This is a genomic window from Dyella soli, assembly GCF_054482295.1.
In genome coordinates, this window is the sequence record NZ_JBTFFU010000001.1 from 212,822 (window position 1) to 228,965 (window position 16,144).

Annotated in this window: 16 protein-coding genes; 10 read left to right on the top strand and 6 right to left on the bottom strand. The window is 61.7% G+C overall.

The window, feature by feature from the left end:
* Positions 1-288: 288 nt before the first annotated feature.
* The 3 genes from ACXU4B_RS01020 (at position 289) to ACXU4B_RS01030 (ending at position 3,520) form a co-directional block, all read left to right on the top strand.
* Positions 289-1,008, top strand: coding sequence for a hypothetical protein (locus ACXU4B_RS01020; RefSeq protein WP_131406914.1), 720 nt, complete (start codon positions 289-291; stop codon positions 1,006-1,008).
* A gap of 77 nt (positions 1,009-1,085) precedes the next feature.
* The gene (locus ACXU4B_RS01025) at positions 1,086-2,117 is read left to right on the top strand and encodes an alcohol dehydrogenase (protein ID WP_131406916.1); all 1,032 of its coding nucleotides are present in this window, start codon (positions 1,086-1,088) and stop codon (positions 2,115-2,117) included.
* Positions 2,114-3,520, top strand: a complete 1,407-nt coding sequence (locus ACXU4B_RS01030; RefSeq protein WP_131406920.1) for an aldehyde dehydrogenase family protein — start codon at positions 2,114-2,116, stop codon at positions 3,518-3,520. The genes ACXU4B_RS01025 and ACXU4B_RS01030 overlap by 4 nt, the downstream gene beginning before the upstream one ends.
* 278 nt (positions 3,521-3,798) lie before the next feature.
* Here ACXU4B_RS01030 and ACXU4B_RS01035 read toward each other — a convergent pair whose 3' ends face one another.
* The 3 genes from ACXU4B_RS01035 to ACXU4B_RS01045 all read right to left on the bottom strand — a co-directional run bounded on the left by ACXU4B_RS01035 (position 3,799) and on the right by ACXU4B_RS01045 (position 6,325).
* Positions 3,799-3,957, bottom strand: a complete 159-nt coding sequence (locus tag ACXU4B_RS01035) for a hypothetical protein (RefSeq protein WP_165583114.1) — start codon at positions 3,955-3,957, stop codon at positions 3,799-3,801.
* Between the two features lie 583 nt (positions 3,958-4,540).
* Positions 4,541-5,101, bottom strand: coding sequence for a cytochrome P460 family protein (locus tag ACXU4B_RS01040; protein ID WP_131406922.1), 561 nt, complete (start codon positions 5,099-5,101; stop codon positions 4,541-4,543).
* Positions 5,102-5,566: 465 nt separating this feature from the next.
* A complete protein-coding gene (locus ACXU4B_RS01045) occupies positions 5,567-6,325 on the bottom strand; it encodes an alpha/beta fold hydrolase (protein WP_131406924.1) in 759 nt (252 codons plus the stop codon).
* A gap of 264 nt (positions 6,326-6,589) precedes the next feature.
* Here ACXU4B_RS01045 and ACXU4B_RS01050 point away from each other — a divergent pair, with 264 nt between their 5' ends.
* The 6 genes from ACXU4B_RS01050 (at position 6,590) to ACXU4B_RS01075 (ending at position 12,101) form a co-directional block, all read left to right on the top strand.
* A complete protein-coding gene (locus tag ACXU4B_RS01050; protein WP_131406926.1) occupies positions 6,590-7,552 on the top strand; it encodes a GlxA family transcriptional regulator in 963 nt (320 codons plus the stop codon).
* Positions 7,553-8,721: 1,169 nt separating this feature from the next.
* Entirely contained in the window at positions 8,722-9,333 is a 612-nt protein-coding gene (gene wrbA, locus ACXU4B_RS01055) for an NAD(P)H:quinone oxidoreductase (RefSeq protein ID WP_165583115.1), read from the top strand.
* A gap of 107 nt (positions 9,334-9,440) precedes the next feature.
* Positions 9,441-9,755 carry a cupin domain-containing protein gene (locus ACXU4B_RS01060; RefSeq protein WP_165583116.1) on the top strand — a complete coding sequence of 105 codons (315 nt, stop codon included), beginning with the start codon at positions 9,441-9,443 and terminating at the stop codon, positions 9,753-9,755.
* 333 nt (positions 9,756-10,088) lie between these two features.
* Positions 10,089-10,487 (top strand): organic hydroperoxide resistance protein, encoded by a 399-nt coding sequence (locus tag ACXU4B_RS01065; RefSeq protein WP_338069367.1) that lies wholly within the window; start codon positions 10,089-10,091, stop codon positions 10,485-10,487.
* A gap of 334 nt (positions 10,488-10,821) precedes the next feature.
* Positions 10,822-11,184 (top strand): PadR family transcriptional regulator, encoded by a 363-nt coding sequence (locus ACXU4B_RS01070; protein WP_131406934.1) that lies wholly within the window; start codon positions 10,822-10,824, stop codon positions 11,182-11,184.
* Positions 11,184-12,101: a sensor domain-containing protein gene (locus ACXU4B_RS01075; RefSeq protein ID WP_131406936.1), complete on the top strand. Its 918-nt coding sequence runs from the start codon at positions 11,184-11,186 to the stop codon at positions 12,099-12,101. Before ACXU4B_RS01070 ends, ACXU4B_RS01075 begins: the two co-directional genes overlap by 1 nt.
* A gap of 41 nt (positions 12,102-12,142) precedes the next feature.
* Here the strand turns inward: ACXU4B_RS01075 and ACXU4B_RS01080 are convergent, their stop codons facing one another.
* The 3 genes from ACXU4B_RS01080 to ACXU4B_RS01090 all read right to left on the bottom strand — a co-directional run bounded on the left by ACXU4B_RS01080 (position 12,143) and on the right by ACXU4B_RS01090 (position 15,407).
* Positions 12,143-13,345, bottom strand: a complete 1,203-nt coding sequence (locus tag ACXU4B_RS01080; protein ID WP_131406938.1) for a DUF1501 domain-containing protein — start codon at positions 13,343-13,345, stop codon at positions 12,143-12,145.
* 19 nt (positions 13,346-13,364) lie between these two features.
* A complete protein-coding gene (locus ACXU4B_RS01085; protein ID WP_131406940.1) occupies positions 13,365-14,921 on the bottom strand; it encodes a DUF1800 domain-containing protein in 1,557 nt (518 codons plus the stop codon).
* Between the two features lie 198 nt (positions 14,922-15,119).
* Entirely contained in the window at positions 15,120-15,407 is a 288-nt protein-coding gene (locus tag ACXU4B_RS01090) for a hypothetical protein (protein WP_131406942.1), read from the bottom strand.
* A 128-nt stretch (positions 15,408-15,535) separates the two neighbouring features.
* Here ACXU4B_RS01090 and ACXU4B_RS01095 point away from each other — a divergent pair, with 128 nt between their 5' ends.
* On the top strand, positions 15,536-16,144 hold the full coding sequence (locus ACXU4B_RS01095) for a class I SAM-dependent DNA methyltransferase (RefSeq protein WP_131406944.1): 609 nt from the start codon (positions 15,536-15,538) through the stop codon (positions 16,142-16,144).

A 16,144-nucleotide genomic window follows, 5' to 3' on the forward strand; every position in this document is an offset into this window, starting at 1 on the left:
AGAGAAGTGTTCCCTCTGTGGTGGTCATTGGTGGCTGCATCGACCTGCGGCTTCTGTTGCTGACCAGTCAGCGGGTCGCCTGGCATCCCGTGTTGTGGCAGTTTTTATCGGTGTTTCGTCATTGCGACCACGTCGCGATTGGTGAAACATTTCTTCCGCGACGAACGCTGTGCCGCGCGCTGTCGACAAACGGACCAACGTTTTGACATGCAAATCCTGCCACGCGAATTGGTCCGCAGACGTCCGTTTTCGCCCATAACTCCTTTCCTCTCATCTCAGGAGATACCTATGCTAGGTACCCTTCGTCGTGTGATCGAAGCCCATGGTGGCCTTGATAGTTGGAACAAGCACAAGGCGCTAAGCGTCGACCTGGTGGTCGGTGGGGTGCTCTGGGGCCTGAAAGGACAGGCTGGCAAACTCGAGCGGACCAATGTGACGGTTGGGCTTGGCGAGGAATGGGCGTCCCATCAGCCCTTCGGTACCGACAATCGGCGCACAAGGTTCAGCCCCGACCGCGTCGCCATTGAGGATGCGCAAGGGAAGGTCGTTGAAGAGTTGGCCGCACCCCGGAGGTCCTTCGCCGGGCACGCGCTCGACACGCTCTGGACCGAGCCCCAGCTGGCGTACTTCGCTGGTTACGCGATGTGGACCTATCTCAACCTGCCGTTCCTGGCGCTCCATGAGGGTGTGGAGGTCGAGGAGTTGCCGATCTGGCTGGAGAATGGAGAAGCATGGCGTCCGCTTCGGCTGACATTCTCCGAGGCGATAGCCACCCACTCGAAAGTCCAGACCATCTATGCCGGTGATGATGGTCTGCTGCGGCGACACGACTATGCGGTCGAGATTGCCGCCGACTCGGCCGCGGCTCATTACGTCGGGAAATATGTCACGGTCGATGGCATCAAGTTTCCGACCGAGCGCCGGGTGTACGCCACTGACTCGGATGGCAAGCCGATGCGGGACCTCATGACAGTTAGCGTAGACCTTGCCAACTTTCGTTTTCCATAAGTCCCCCCCTCCATCATCAATGACCCGGCCCTCCGAATGAATCAGGCCGAGTGCGAAAGAAGTAGAGGAATCCGAAAATGAGCAATGGCACTACCACCTACCGTGCAGTCCAAGCGGTCGCGCCTGGACAGCTCGAACTCACGACAAAGCCGCTGCGTGAGCCGCCGCCAGGCCATGTCCGCATCCGTGTCGAGGCTTGTGGCGTCTGTCATAGCGACGCCGCAACGGTCGCCGGCATATTTCCGATCTCCTGGCCGCGTGTACCCGGCCATGAAGTGATCGGCCGGATCGACGCGCTAGGTGAAGGGGTCCACGGTTGGACGGTAGATCAGCGAGTCGGGGTTGGCTTCCTGGCCGGCTCTTGTGGATATTGCGCGGCTTGCCGCGACGGCGACCTCGTTCATTGCCAGAACCAGGAAAATACGGGCATCCAGCACGATGGCGGGTATGCCGAAGTGATGATCGCCAAGGCGAGCGGCCTGGTGATCGTGCCCGACGAGCTCGATTCGGTGGCGGCCGCTCCCCTGCTGTGCGCGGGGGTGACTACTTTCGGAGCATTGCGCAATGCGGCGGCCAAGGCAGGTGATCTGGTTGCGATCATAGGCATCGGCGGCCTGGGTCATCTCGCCATCCAATATGCGCGCCACATGGGTTTTGAGGTGGCGGCGATCGCTCGAGGTGTCGACAAGGCCGACCTCGCCAAGAAGCTCGGCGCCCATCACTACATCGACAGCAAGGCAGCCGATCCGGGCGAGGCCCTGAAGAAACTTGGTGGCGCGACACTCATCGTCAACACGGCGTCGATTTCCAGCGCGGTAGCACCGGCCCTTGGCGGAATGAAGCGTGGCGGCACTGTCATCGCCTTGGGAGTCGGAGACGACAACATCGAGGTATCCGCGACGGACCTGATCTTCAGGGGCGTGACGGTAAGCGGCTCACTGACGGGACTGCCATCGACCGCCGATGCAACGTTGAAATTCAGCGCCCTCACTCCCGTGGCGCCCATGATCGAGACCATGCCGCTCGAACGCGCTCAGGAGGCCTATGACCGCATGATGAAAGGGGACGCGCGCTTTCGCATAGTCCTCACGATGGGAGCATGGACATGACTAGTACCCTCTCTTCCAATCCATATGAACCCATTTTCAGGGCCCAAAAAGCGCTTTTCCGGACTGGGGTAACTCGTACCCGCGAATGGCGGCTTGACCAGCTCGCGCGCATGGAGCGGATGGTCGGGGAGAATGAGGCCGAACTGCAGGATGCGGTGAAGTCTGATTTCAAGACAGCCCCCCAGGAATACGTCCTCGAGACACAGAGCGCGATAGGTGAAGTCGCCATCCAGCGCAGCCAGCTCGACGAGTGGATGAAGCCGGTCGAGGCGCCAGTTCCGAAACCACTGGCTGCGACCGGGCATCGCGCAGTGATATATCGCGACCCCTACGGCGTCGCCCTCATCATCGGCCCGTTCAACGGTCCGCTGACACTGCTACTTCGGCCTGCCATCGCTGCACTCACCGCTGGCAACACCTGCATCCTGAAACTGAGCAACGCCCTCATACGCACGTCGGAGGTCCTGCTCCGGCTAATCCCTCGCTATTTCGAAGAACAGTCTGTCGCAGTGATTGCCGGTGGCCGCGAGGCCAATACCAGCCTCCTCCAATTGCCATTCGACTTCATCTTCTTCACTGGCAGCACCAAGGTAGGCAAGATCGTCGCAAAGGCAGCGGCAGAGCATCTGACGCCGGTACTGCTCGAGCTGGGTGGACAGAACCCTGCGATCGTGGACGGAACAGGCAATATCGCCGACGCCGCAAGAAAGATCGTCTGGGGAGCCATGGCGTGGGGCGGCCAATGGTGCACGTCACCGGGATACGCCTATGTCCATGAGTCGGTGGCGAAAGAGTTCGTGGCCGAAGCTAAGCGCGCCCTCGTGGAGATGTTCGGGAAGGACCCCAAGAACAATCCGGACTATTCCCGCATCGTCGGCACCCGGGAGGCGCAACGACTCCACGCACTCATCGATCAATCTAAAGTGGTGGCCGGCGGCGATGCCGATCCCGAGGCTCGCTATGTCGCGCCGACAATCTTGTACCCCATCACTTGGGATGATGAGATCATGGATGACGAAATCTTTGGTCCCATCCTGCCGATCCTCACCTACACGAATCTCGACGAAGCCCTGGCGAGGATCGCCGACAAGCCAGCACCTTTGGCGGCCTTCATCTTCAGCGCGCAACAGGACCATATTGATCGGTTCATCGGTAACCTCTCGTACGGGGGCGGCGCGGTGAACCAGGTGAACATTCACCTTTTCATCGAAAGCATGCCGTTTGGCGGCGTCGGGCCGGCGGGCATGGGTCACTATTACGGCCGATATGGCTTTAAAGCGCTGACGCACGCAAAGTCGATGCTGATCGCGCCTGATGGCGTGGCCATCGATCACCTCTTCCCGCCCTATGACAGATCCAAGGTCGAGGCTCTTTCCATGTGGTTTGATTATCCCGCTGCATGACACCCTGCAACTCGCCAGCGGGCCAATGGTTCGAAGGGCTCTACGAAGCTGAGCCTGTCGTAGGCAGGGTGGGTTCGCAGCTGCGGATCTGCGAATTCAGCCGCAGCTGCTCTTGAGGAGAGTGTAGTCGATGGACTTCGTGAGGATCTCGATGCTGAGCTCCCCGTGGCAAATCGGAGCGCGACGATCATCCCGTGTCATCGCGGGCAGGATGGAGCACGGCTTCCCTCGACCGACCAGTGACTCAGAGTCGAACTGCTTTGAGATTGCCCGGGTCGTCAATCATCCGCAGTTACGCCCTGTGCGACCCCAGGAGGTTTGCCAATTTGAGATGCCAATCCGAACCCCATGGCGCCGTAGATGGCGATGCAGAGAAGTGACAACAGGATCACCGCGAGCGTCGTTCCGGTGAATTTGATCGGTTTGAACTTTTTCATACGCACATGAAGTCAAGGTGGTCCCCGCGCGACACAGGGATGCTAGAAGTAGGAGATTTCTGGTGTGTGGGAGCTGGTCGAACCGACGCACGGTGCGTACGCGATCGCGCGTCCCCAACGACTCGACTGAATGGCCGATCTAGGCCGCAAGGGGAGGATGGCGCTGGGTCCGTGTGGGGATGGCATGGGGCGCGGTGCATGGATTGCTTGGATGGGGCGGGCACATTCTAGTTGCCGACAAGAGCCATACACCGGCGTCAAAATGCCTCGGACAAGGTCCATACAAGAGCCAGCAGGCACACCAGACTGGCGCGAAGCGCTGAGCGGCCCCGGCCCTCGCTTCTTGGTGTGCTGTGATTCCTGCAGCGTGCCATCGCGGATGGCCGCCTGCGTCCGGGCGATCGCTTAGCGCCGCAGCGCCCACTCTCCAAACAGCCCGGACTCGACAGGCAGTACGCATTTCATGGGGCGGTGTCCGCGACCGACACCACCTTGGAATGACGGTGACCAAGCTGGCCGGGCTTCCGGAGCAGAGGCCATCACCGGTGGCGTTGGCGCACGTTTCCGGAAGCTAGCGCGAACGCTACCGATGCCGGTAATCGGTGAAGACGTAATCTCTGTCCTTGACGATCGTGTGACAGGCAAATCCACACTTGGCATCATGGGCTTGGGGCGGTTTGCTAGCCTCGGTACCGGGTGCGAATTTATCGGATGCGGCGTCGTATTCGAATACGGCGTATCCCCATCCGCCGCTATCAGCGAACCGCTTGCTGTCCTTGACCATGAAATCCACGTCATGCTGTGTGGCGGGCACGGTCGCAGCCGGGAAGGTCTCAAGCTTCTTCGGTATCCAGTGAATCTTTGCCATTCTCGATCCATCCGGAAATGGCTTGCCGTTGCCTGGAATGCCGGACCGAAAGGCGTCAATGATCGTCGGGTTGCCTAGTATCGCGGCGTAAACTCCTCCGTTCTCACTGACAGAGATAAGTTGCCAGCCCTCATATCCCCTGAACTCGGAGAAGGCGAGTCCGTTTGGCACTTTCAGTTCGTACTTGTCTTGCCCGGAAAGGGCCAAGGCCGCGCCTCCAAGCGATACAAGGGTTGCGGCGACGATGGCAATCAAGAGTTTGCTGTTGTTCTTCATGGTCGACCCTCGGCTGTTGTGGACGAGCGTTCTGCCGCTGCGTCACTTGGGCGAGTGCCAGACCGTCTAGCCATGGAGGTGAAGCACCCACATCAGTCGCAGCGTATGCGCTACTGCCCTGGCTCGAAATAGACCGTTTGGAGAGTTTAAGGGCGAGCCTGTTGCGGGCGTAAAATAAGAATTTGTACGCATCGCGATTTTTGACCCCTGCCAGCGCCATGTGCCTGGTCGCGGCCGATAGTTCTTGGCCCTTTCAATGCAGGTTTTCTTCCCATAGGCCTTGACCGCTCTCGGCGCGCGTCCAGTGTGCCGTTCGCAGTCGGGCTGTCCTTGCTATCCTGGCCTCGGTGCGTCGCCTACTGCTGATCACCAAACGACATGTTGTGGTATTCCACAAGGGGCGCGCCTTTCTAGGCGACGTACCACCGATTCAATGCAGGCGCGCCCCATTGCGGAATTCGTCAGTCAACCAGCCTGCTTTGCGGCAGCCTCGATGACATGTGCCACCTTGGCCGGCTGAGAGATAAAGACAGCGTGACTTGCGCCAACTTCGGTGATCTTGGAGCCCGAACGCTGATACATCCACCGCTGTAATTCGGGGCTGACCACGTGATCCTGGGTGGTAAGGATCGCGAAGCTTGGCTTGGTTCGCCATGCCGCCGCTGAAATCGGTGCTCCCAACGCTTTCTGAGCGAGTTGCTGCTCCGAATTTGAAAGGAACTGAGCCTCTGCCTCCGGAACGTCCGCAGCATATGTTTGGCGGAATTTTTCAGCGGGGATGAAGAAGTATTTGTCTGACGTCGACCGCATTGCACCGTTAGGTGCCGCAAACTTCTGCAGCAATTGCCCGCTGGCTTCACCTGCATCGGGTTGAAGTGCGGCCACATAGACAAGCGAACTGACCTTCGAATCGACGCCCGCCTCGGTAATGACGGAGCCGCCGTAGCTATGACCGACAAGCACCACGGGCCCATCCTGCTGGTCGACGATGCGCGTGGTCGCCGCCACATCATCGGCAAGACTCGTGAGCGGTTCCTGCACGATCGTCACGTGGAAGCCGTCTTTGGTCAGGATGTCGTACACAGCCCGCCAGCCCGAACCATCCGCCAGGGCGCCATGAACAATGACAATGTTTTTTACCGGCGCCGCCGACTCGGCGTTGGCCATCGTCACACCCATGGCAAGCGTGACAGCAGCGGCAATCGTATTTCGCAGTGCGTGCATCTGAATCTCCAGAGTGATTGGAATGTGTAACCACCGTCGCCGATGGCGCCGTCTGAATATGACTCGGGCATCGAAGTGGCTACTTGTGAGTTGGCTTGTCCGGCATAAGCTTGGGGTGCTACACGGCGGCCGTACGTTCGTGCAGCAATTTCCAAGGAATATTTGAGTCAAAGCCGGTGAGGACTGCACCGTGGGTATCACTTTACAAACGAAGAAGCTCACGCCGATACTGCTGCGATTGACACCTTTGATATCGATCGAGCCATGAAGATCTCGGTGCTTGTACTTGAGGGCGTGTTCGACACCGGTCTTGCAACGGTGCTCGACGCTCTGGCGATGGCCAATCGTCTCGCGCAGTGGACCGGCATTTCAACTCCGGGTTTTGAAGTTACGCTCGTTGGCGTCCGGTCACCCGTACATACCGCGCTTGGGTTGCAGGTGCCGGTAAGAATGATCGCGGATACGACCAACCCCGATTGCGTCATCGTGCCAGCGCTCGCAGACATGACCGCCGAGACGCTGCTTCCAGCGCTAGGGCGAGCAGACGTGATTGATGCTCTGGGCGCCTTGCGTACGTGGCATGGCACCGGTGCACGACTGGCTGCAGCTTGTACCGGGACGTTCGTGTTGGCCGAGAGTGGTTTGCTCGCGGGTAGTGAGGCGACCACCACGTGGTGGTTGTCCCCGCTCTTCCGGCAGCGCTATCCCGATGTACAACTGAATGCGCATCGCATCGTCGTTCCCAGTGGCGCCATGGTGACGGCAGGGGCTGCGCTCAGTCATCTCGATCTTGTGCTATGGCTGATTCGTGGAAATAGCCCGGAGCTAGCGGGACTGGTCGCGAAATATCTTGTATTTGACGCCCGGCTGTCCCAATCGGGCTACGTCATATCTGATCACCTCGCGCACTCCGATCCGCTAGTCGAGCGTTTCGATCGCCTGGTGCGCGAACGCCTGCACGAAACGATCACCCTGGATTCGGTTGCCGAAGCGCTTGGGACAAGCAAGCGCACGTTGTCGCGGCGTCTCGGTGATGTGCTAGGCAAGACGCCTGTCGAATTTATCCAGGATCTGCGGATTGAGCGTGCTGTCCATTTGCTGATGACCAGCAAGTTCAGTGTCGAGCAGATTGCCGAGCAAGTGGGTTACGGCGACGGGGTAACCCTGCGTACGCTGCTGCGTCGGCGGCTGGGGAAGGGGATACGCGAACTCAGGCCCCGTGAATGACCCTCGGCGCGATTTCGACGGCGTGGAACAGCATCAGGGGAAAAACACCAGATTTTTCATGACGGCCAGGATTGAAAGAGCGAAACAAGCAGGGCGGGATCACTTGAAGTCAGTTGAAGCGCTCCCCCCACAGCGCGAAACGTCAGCTTGTTCTTAGCATCTTCTGCGTGTCGCTTGTGGCCGGCTGCTGATGCCGGTATCGGCGATCGGTGGCGAAGCCACATTCGGCCCGATGATCGCCGCTGTCATGCGTTTCGCAGCCGATAACTATGTAGACGTGATCATTCCGAACGGCGGGCATTGGAACACGGAAGAGAAGCCGCAGGCGACAGCCGGGCTAATCGTTGACCTTCCGCATTGCCGTTCGTGAGGGACCTGGCGTCACGCAGTAGGGCGCCGAACGTTGGGCCTGGCCCATCCCCTGGGATGACAACTCGTTGCCGTCATATCGCTATGTGGCCAATTGCGAACCGATGGCCATCGTGGATAGGCCGGTCGAGTCATTCACGGCAGCGTCCGGACGCCGGGGATCGTGGGTGGCCGGGAGGACTCATCGATATGAGATGAGTACTTTCACAAGAATGGATGCCCATCATGTGAGGCGAAGGCGGATGCTCTGACTTGGATCGCCAATACGTCGGAGTGGAGCGAAGGCATTGCGGATGGCGCAAGAGGAAGTTCAAGGCTGCGCCTGCGCAGGCTCTTTGTTCCGAAAGCGCGGCTCAGGGCTTTCGAGAAGCATGCCGCGGCATTGACGGTGCCTAATTCATTACGCCATGTATCAACTGAAATACATCGGGTCCCATTTATCGGCATGTTGCTCAGGAATAAATTTCAGGCTTGATGTAACCAGAGCGTGGCGGTGGCCAGTAGCTGTCCTCCTCGGTCAAAGGTTTGATCGTCAAGACGGCTACATGACTGTCATCGGCTGCGCGTCGCCGGTCTTTGGAAAATGGCTTGCTTGTATGAGCGACAAGTTCCTGGCCGCATGAGTCTGGTTGGTCGCGTAGTGAAATTGACAGCACCGGACGGGTTGAAACATCGGCAACGCAGATGGTGCAACGAGAAAAGGCATGAAACGAAGGCTACTTCATTGGCTGCTCAAGCTCGGCTCCCCGAATGGGCAACCGGATCCATCCACTCCTCATCCGCGCAGGAAGACACATTCCGTGACAAAGATTCTAGTTCTCTACTATTCAACCCATGGGCACATTGAAGCGATGGCCGACGCCGTGGCGAATGGCGCCCGCTCTGCGGGTGCCAAAGTGACAATCAAGCGAGTTCCGGAATCAATGTCCGATGACGTGGCCAGGCAGATTGGTGCGAAGCTCGATCAGCCGGCGGAAATCGCCGCACCAGACGAGCTTGCCGAGTACGACGCCATCATCATAGGCACGCCGACTCGCTTCGGACGGATGTCCGGGCAGATGGCCAACTTCCTTGATCAGACCGGTGGACTTTGGGCTCAGGGTAAACTGGTCGGCAAAGTGGGTGGCGCGTTTACGTCAACGGCTAGTCAGCACGGCGGTGCAGAGACCACCCTATTCTCCGTGCTTACGGGAATGATGCACCACGGGATGATCACGGTCGGTTTGCCTTACGCATTTCCGGGCCTGGTCAGCATGGATGAAGTTACCGGTGGCGCGCCCTATGGCGCTGCCACGATCACTGGTCCAGACGGATCGCGGAAGCCAAGTAAGAACGAACTGGATGGCGCGCACTTCCAGGGACGTCACATCGCGGAAGTAACCGCGGCCCTGGTACGCGGCAAATCGAGCTAGAAGTGAAGGTGATGGCGCTGTCGAACCGATTCGGCAGTGCCAGATCCGCGAAGTCTCGTCTTCGTTGCCGCTGCAGTCAGCGCTCAATCACCCACAGGAGACTCCCCATGATCCACCTCACCAAGGCATCCCGCGAGTTTGTCGAAACGGGACTTCCCGGTATTCGGTGCTGCACTGTTTACGCGGACGGTGGCGAAAGCGCTGACTTCTTCGAATTCAAGGCCGGCGCAACCTTTCCGCTTCACGACCACGAAGGGGCTGAGCAGATTCTAGTGCTCTCCGGTCGCATTCGATTTGGACACATCGAGCTATCCGCGGGCGACTATCTGAAGATGGGACCCGGCGAACAACACGATGCATATGCACTCGAAGATTCGCTGTTTTTCTCACCGCATCGCGGCGACGTAATTTTGAAGGCATAGCGGCAAGCGGACGCCTGCGCGGCATGCTCCTCCCGAAGAATAGGGTGGTGGAACAACGTTATGCGGATTGGGCGCAGAGAACCACGGTGCTCGCGTACAGCGTGCGGTGAACGGTTCGACCGCGGTGTGGAATGGTGCCTGCTGGACCACAGGAATTCGCTAGTCCCACTTTCGCCCCACATGGACGCGGGTGGGCGCCACTGTCTATTTCGGCATTCCCCCAGGACCACCGGCGTCTGGCGGCCTCCTTTCCACTCAGGGCTGCGGTGCGCGTGAATCCATTTTTGAAGTTTCTGCTGAGGTTTGTGTATGAGAAATCCGAAGGAATTCGCTGTGCTGTATACCGCCAAGGCCTACACCATGGGCGGTCGGGATGGTGCATCGCGCAGCTCGGATGGGCGGTTAGATGTCAAGCTCTCGCGACCAGGTGGTCACGGTAACGGTACTAATCCGGAACAGCTTTTCGCTGCTGGTTGGTCGGGCTGTTTCATCAGTGCGATGGCGCTTGAGGCTAAAAAGAGGAAACTTGCCTTGCCGGAGGACCTGGCCGTCGATGCCGAAGTCGACTTGTGCAACGCCGACGGAGCCTACTTTATCCAGGTCCGACTCAACGTCAGCCTGCCGGGCATCGGACGCGAGGTTGCGCAGGCTTTGGTCGACGACACGCACCAGACTTGCATCTATTCCAAGGCGACGCGCGGCAACATTGACGTCTCGATCAACCTCGTCTGAGTCGACCGACTAAGCGTTGTTGGTGCCAGGAGCGGCGAGCCGGTCATCATCGAAAAGCGTTGGGGCAGGTGTCATTTCCGGGCGGGCCGACATTCCGGCAGGCGGAGCCAGGCTGGGCTCCCGCCCCGCTGCTCGCCAATGGGTCCCCTGAGTACCCAGTCGCCGCACGTCTGTTGGCCGGCCGGGGCTGCCGACACCCATGTTTGGACAACCGGTACACACATTGGTGTCATGCCCAGCACACGGGTGGCCCAGGGCATGACTTCAGGCCCATGTACTAGTGTTAACTCCGCACTATGGTGTAGTCCATGGTAAGCAGCAGTGCGGGTGGGATGTGGAAGACAACGCTGGCCATCTGAAGAAATTCCAGAAGGAACTCTCCGCAGGCACCGTGTCGCTGGTGCTGCTGGCCGTGCTCGGGCAGTCGCGGCAGCCGATGTACGGCTACCAGATCGCCAAGCGGCTGGAAGAGGTGGGAGAGGGCGTGCTGGCCGGCAAGCAGAGTGCGCTGTATCCCGTGCTGCGCAATCTTGAGGCGGCCGGGCTGCTCGCCAGCGAAGTGGAGCCGTCCGTCAGCGGTCCGCCGCGCCGCTATTACCGCATTACCAGGCCGGGGCGCGACGTACTGCGTGACTGGGTGGATGCCTGGAGCGCCACGCGCGATTCCGTCGATGCCGTTTTGCAAGGAGGGGTGTAATGAATGCGCCACGCACGATCGCCGAGTACCTCGAGCAACTACGCGCAGCCTTGCGTGGTGCCGACCCGGCCCTGGTCCAGGATGCACTGTATGACGCCGAGGAACACCTGCGCGCCGAGTTGGCCGAGCAGCCACAACGCAGCGAGGCCGACATGCTGGCGCACGTGGTGGGCACCTACGGTGCGCCGGAAGAAGTGGCGGACATCTATCGGGACCAGGAAATAAAGATCCAGCGGGCGCTGCGCCCGCCGCCGGTGCCAAGGCGCCCGTCCGCACTGGGCCGCTTCTTTGGCGTGGCCGCCGATTCGCGCACCTGGGGCGCCATGTTCTACATGCTGCTCGCACTCGCCACCGGCATCTTCTACTTCGTCTGGGCTGTGACCGGCATCTCGCTGTCGATGGGCCTGTCGGTGCTGATCATCGGCATTCCGTTCGTCGTGCTGTTCCTCGGCACCGTGCGCGCACTCTCGCTGCTGGAGGGTCGCATCGTGGAAACCATGCTGGGCGTGCGCATGCCGCGTCGGCCGCCGTACCCGGCACAGGCGGGCCTGTCCTTCAGGCAGCGCGTGGCAGCCATCTTCACCGACGGCCGGACCTGGACCACGCTGCTCTACATGATGCTGATGCTGCCGCTGGGCATTATCTACTTCGTCATCACCGTGACGATGGTGAGCATTTCGCTGTCCTTCATCGGTTCGCCGGTGTTGAAGATCCTCAGCGACGCCGACGTGATCCTGTGGACCTGCGGGATTCCGGAATGGCTGTGCCCGCAGACCAGCTGGTGGGGCGTGGCCGTGCTTTGCCTGCTGGGCGTGCTGCTGCTGTTCGCCACGCTGCACGTGGTGCGCGGCCTGGGCACGATGCACGGCACCATCGCCAAGGGCCTGCTGGTGCGCTCGGCGCAGCCGCAGGTGTAAGGGCAACGGTGCGGGCGGCGCGTGGTCGCCCCCGCACCCGGTCACACCAGCTGCAGGTCCACCGGTTTGGCGCCGGGAAACACGGTCTGCAGCTGGCTGCCCGACAGGCCCCACAGGCGGCCAAGCAGGCCGCCCAGCATGTCGCGGTAGTTGGTGAGCACCGGGTAGTCGCGATTCTGCAGCAGGCTTTGGGCGTTGACCGCAACCTGCGGGCCGGCCATGCGCCCGCCATTGACCTTGCCGCCCAGCACCCAGTGCACCGTGCCGTGGCCGTGGTCGGTCCCCTTGTTGCCGTTTTCGCGGAAGGTGCGTCCGAACTCGGACATCACCACCACCGTCGTGTTGTTCCATTCGTCGCCCAGCGCATCGGCGTAGGCGGCCAGTCCCTTGCCGAGGTTGGTCAGGTTGCCGGCCAGCGGCCCGGTCGTGCTGCCCTGGTTGACGTGGGTGTCCCAGCCGCCCACGTCCACGAAACCGAGCCGGTACTGTTCGCGCATCATGGTGGCCATGCGCCGGGCTTCGTCGGCGAAGTTCTTGGCATTGGGTGCGCCGCGGTTGGCCTTGCTCATTTCGTCCTGCAGCTCCGTGGACACATGCTGCCGCAGTTCGAGGCCATCGGCGGCCGCCGAGGCGATCGAGGTATCGCGATACATGCTGGCGAGGATGCCCGCCTGCCGACCGTCGAACACCGGCCGGATATTGCCGCGCAAGGAAATATTGGGAATGTCGCGCTTGCCGCCCTGGAAGGCGAGGGGCAGGGCATCGGTGAAGGCAATGGACGGCACGCTGGTCATGAGGCCTGACAGGCGCGCCATGAAGCCGGAGCGGAAGTCGCTGCGCTGGCTGCTGGGTTCGCCCGATTCGATGTTGTCCTGTGTTTCGAAATGGCTGCGCGACAGGTCGTCGGTGCCGGCGAACGGCACAAAGGCCAGCTGGCGTTTCTGCCACAGCGGGTAGAGGGAATCGCGCAGCACCGGATTGAGGCCCCACTGGTTGTCGAGGCCGATCGCGCTGTTGCTGTTGTACGGATCGGGCCTGGCGATCGACAGCGTGGGCCGCGACTCGTAGTAGAAGTCGCTGCCGAAGGGCACCAGCAGGTTGTTGCAATCGTAGCCGCCGCGCAGGAACACCAGCAGGAAGCGCGGCGTGTCCGCGGGTGCGGCAAACAGCCGGCCCGAGAACGACAGCGCCGGCGCGGCGACGGCGGCGGTGGCGGCGGCAAGCAGGAAATCGCGTCGGTTCATGCCGGATGCTCCGATGGATTCAGCGGTAATTGAAGTCGGGCGAGGAGAGCAGGAAGGTGTTCCATTCCTGCTGCGTGGTGGCCTTGGCCAGCGCATCGCGCGTCGGCGTGCTCAGGCGCGGCTCGAAGGTGTCGTAGTAGAGCCGCGTGGCCAGCATGGGGAAATCGCCGCCGACCTTCAGCATGCCCTCGGGAGTCAGCAGGCGGTTGTTGCCGGTGCCGATGGCGCCGGCGATCTCGAAGCGCCTGGCCATCTGCCCCGAGCTGGACCAGCCGCTGGCATCGAGCGGCCAGCCGTCCGGCGTCAGTCGCCCGAATACCGGCTCGCCCAGCTGGTTGAGCCAGTTGAGCAGTGGTTTGGCGTTGGCGATGGGCTTGCCGTCGTAGGCCATGCGCACCGAGGACACCACGAACTGCATCGGGTCCTTGAACTTTTTGCCGTAGCTGGCGGGCAGTTCCTTCGATTCGAGCATGGTGCGCAATACCTGGGCGATATCGCCGTCCGTCTGCGCGAACGTCCTGGCCATCTTCGCGACCAGTTCCGGCGGCGGTTCGTCGGCCACGAAGTACTCGGCCAGCTTCCTGGAGACGAATTGCGCGCAGGCTGGCTGGCGGGTAATCAGCTCGACCGCCTGGGCCACTTCGTCGAAGCCGCTGCCCTTGATCCGGTGCCCAAGCAGCAGCTTGTCGCTGTAGTCGTGCCGCATCGGGTTGAACTCGAACATGCCCTTGCGCACGAAGCTGGCGGCAAACCGAGGGTGGGTGCGCAGGGCAGGGCGGTCGCGCAAGGGCGCAACGCCCGAGCCGGTGAGGATCAGCGCCAGTTGCTGCACGTCCTGTTGCGTGTAACCGGAACCCACGCCCAGCGTGTGCAGTTCCATCAGCTCGCGTGCGTAGTTTTCGTTGACGTGGTCCCGGGCGTTCTGTGCGTTGTCGAGGAACTCCATCATGGCCGGGCTCTGCAGCGTGGCCATCACGAGGTCGCGGAACTTGCCCAGGGCGTGCGGCCGGATGGCGTTCTGCGCATAGTCGGCGGCCACCCAGCGCACGCGTCCCTTGGCGCCGTAGATGCTGAAGTGGTTCAGCCAGAACCACACCATCTGTTCCTTCAGCTGGTTCTGCCCGTAGACCGCGTGCAGCAATTCGATCTGCTGCGCCTGTTGCAACAGCTCGTTGCCATGTTGCTGCTCGGCCTTTTTCGCGGCGGTCCTGGGGTCGCCGTCGGGCATGTCCTTGATCTTCTGCTGCCCGTCGCGCAGCTCGCCGAGCAGGGATTCGGTAGGCGTGCGCGCCACCTCGTAACTGTGGATCAGGTCGAAGATGGCCGGCGGCAGCGGGTCGCCGTTGCGGTCGCTGAGCTGCTCATCGAGGAAGCGCGATCGACCCAGCTCGCGGTAACGCGCGACGGTGGCGCTGTCAAGTTCGAAGCCGTCGCGCCTTAGCCAGTCGATGTCGTCCTGGCTCAGCGGGCGCGGGCCTTCCGCGCTGGCTCCGGCGGACCCGAGCACGAGCAGCAGGCCGAGCATGGCCAGCAGGGGGCGAACGCGGCGTTGGACGGCCTTGGGGCTTGGGTGCATGCGTCGGGACTCCGGATGGCGAAGGCGAACAGCGACGGCTGCCGGGGAGTGTCAACGCAGCAGTTGTCGTTCGGCTTACCGGAACCGGGTCGCCGGGCGGGGGGCGTCCAGGGGAAGCATTCAGGAGAGGCGGGCTTCCGCTGCCCCGGCCGGGCGGCGGCACCGCGCCCGGCGGGTCCCGCAGGCGGCCGGATGGCCCTAGAACTCGTCGACGAACTCCACCACGGCGCCCAACAGCGAGGCCTCGACCTCGGTGACGGCGCGCACGGCGTCCGCGTGCAGGCTGTCGGCGGCCAGAACCTCGATGAGGAACAGTTCGCCGCCGTTGTCGTCGATCAGGTCGCTGGAGCTGGAGTCGTCCCGCATGATGGCCGTCTGGTCATCGATTTCCTCGATGTGCTCGATGCCGTCGATGCCGTGCAGGGTCGACAGCAAGGTGTCCGCGTCGTCGCGGCTGCCGGTCATGCGAATGCGGATCGTGGGCATGCCGATGTACTCCCAGCTCCTCCGCCACCATGCTCTCGCGAGCCATGTTCACGGCAGGTGATTCCTGCGGCAGGCCATCGGAAGCAGGCCGACAGGCCTTAATATGACGTGTTTGCCGGAGAGTCCTTGTGCAGAAAATCTACGATCGCGCCTATTTCGACAAGTGGTATCGCCACCCCGACCACGCGGTGGGTTCGCCGGCGGAACTCAAGCGCAAGGTGGCGATGGCGGTGTCGCAGGCGGAGTACTACCTCGGGCGTCCCGTGCGCAGCGTGCTGGACGTGGGCTGCGGCGAAGGCGTGTGGCGGGCGCCGCTGCGTGCATTGCGGCCGGGCCTCCATTACCAGGGGCTGGATGCGAGCGAATATGCCGTCGCGCGCTACGGACGCAGCCGCAACATCGGGCTGGCGCGTTTCGGCCAGCTCGAGCACCTGCGCTTCGACCATCGCTTCGACCTGATCGTGTGCACCGACGTGTTGCATTACCTCAAGCCCGCCGAGATCCGCGCGGGCCTGTCAGGCATCAGTGAGATGCTGGAGGGCGTGGCCTTCCTCGAAGTGTTCACCAGCCGCGACGGCGTCGATGGCGACCTGCACGGCTTCCATTCGCGCGCGCCGTCCTGGTACCTGCGCGCCTTTGGCGAAGCGGGCCTGTTGCCGTGCGGATCGCACTGCTATCTCGGCCCGCGCCTGGACCGGCGCATCGCCGCGCTGGAACGCGCGCAGATGGCGGGCTGA

Coding starts and splice junctions, on each gene's coding strand:
- ACXU4B_RS01080 (WP_131406938.1), bottom strand. CDS start 13,345: ATGAACCGACGCGATTTCCTGCTTGCCGCCGCCACCGCCGCCGTCGCC.
- ACXU4B_RS01060 (WP_165583116.1), top strand. CDS start 9,441: ATGATCCACCTCACCAAGGCATCCCGCGAGTTTGTCGAAACGGGACTT.
- ACXU4B_RS01025 (WP_131406916.1), top strand. CDS start 1,086: ATGAGCAATGGCACTACCACCTACCGTGCAGTCCAAGCGGTCGCGCCT.
- ACXU4B_RS01090 (WP_131406942.1), bottom strand. CDS start 15,407: ATGCCCACGATCCGCATTCGCATGACCGGCAGCCGCGACGACGCGGAC.
- ACXU4B_RS01020 (WP_131406914.1), top strand. CDS start 289: ATGCTAGGTACCCTTCGTCGTGTGATCGAAGCCCATGGTGGCCTTGAT.
- ACXU4B_RS01035 (WP_165583114.1), bottom strand. CDS start 3,957: ATGAAAAAGTTCAAACCGATCAAATTCACCGGAACGACGCTCGCGGTG.
- ACXU4B_RS01040 (WP_131406922.1), bottom strand. CDS start 5,101: ATGAAGAACAACAGCAAACTCTTGATTGCCATCGTCGCCGCAACCCTT.
- ACXU4B_RS01045 (WP_131406924.1), bottom strand. CDS start 6,325: ATGCACGCACTGCGAAATACGATTGCCGCTGCTGTCACGCTTGCCATG.
- ACXU4B_RS01050 (WP_131406926.1), top strand. CDS start 6,590: ATGAAGATCTCGGTGCTTGTACTTGAGGGCGTGTTCGACACCGGTCTT.
- ACXU4B_RS01075 (WP_131406936.1), top strand. CDS start 11,184: ATGAATGCGCCACGCACGATCGCCGAGTACCTCGAGCAACTACGCGCA.
- ACXU4B_RS01085 (WP_131406940.1), bottom strand. CDS start 14,921: ATGCACCCAAGCCCCAAGGCCGTCCAACGCCGCGTTCGCCCCCTGCTG.
- ACXU4B_RS01030 (WP_131406920.1), top strand. CDS start 2,114: ATGACTAGTACCCTCTCTTCCAATCCATATGAACCCATTTTCAGGGCC.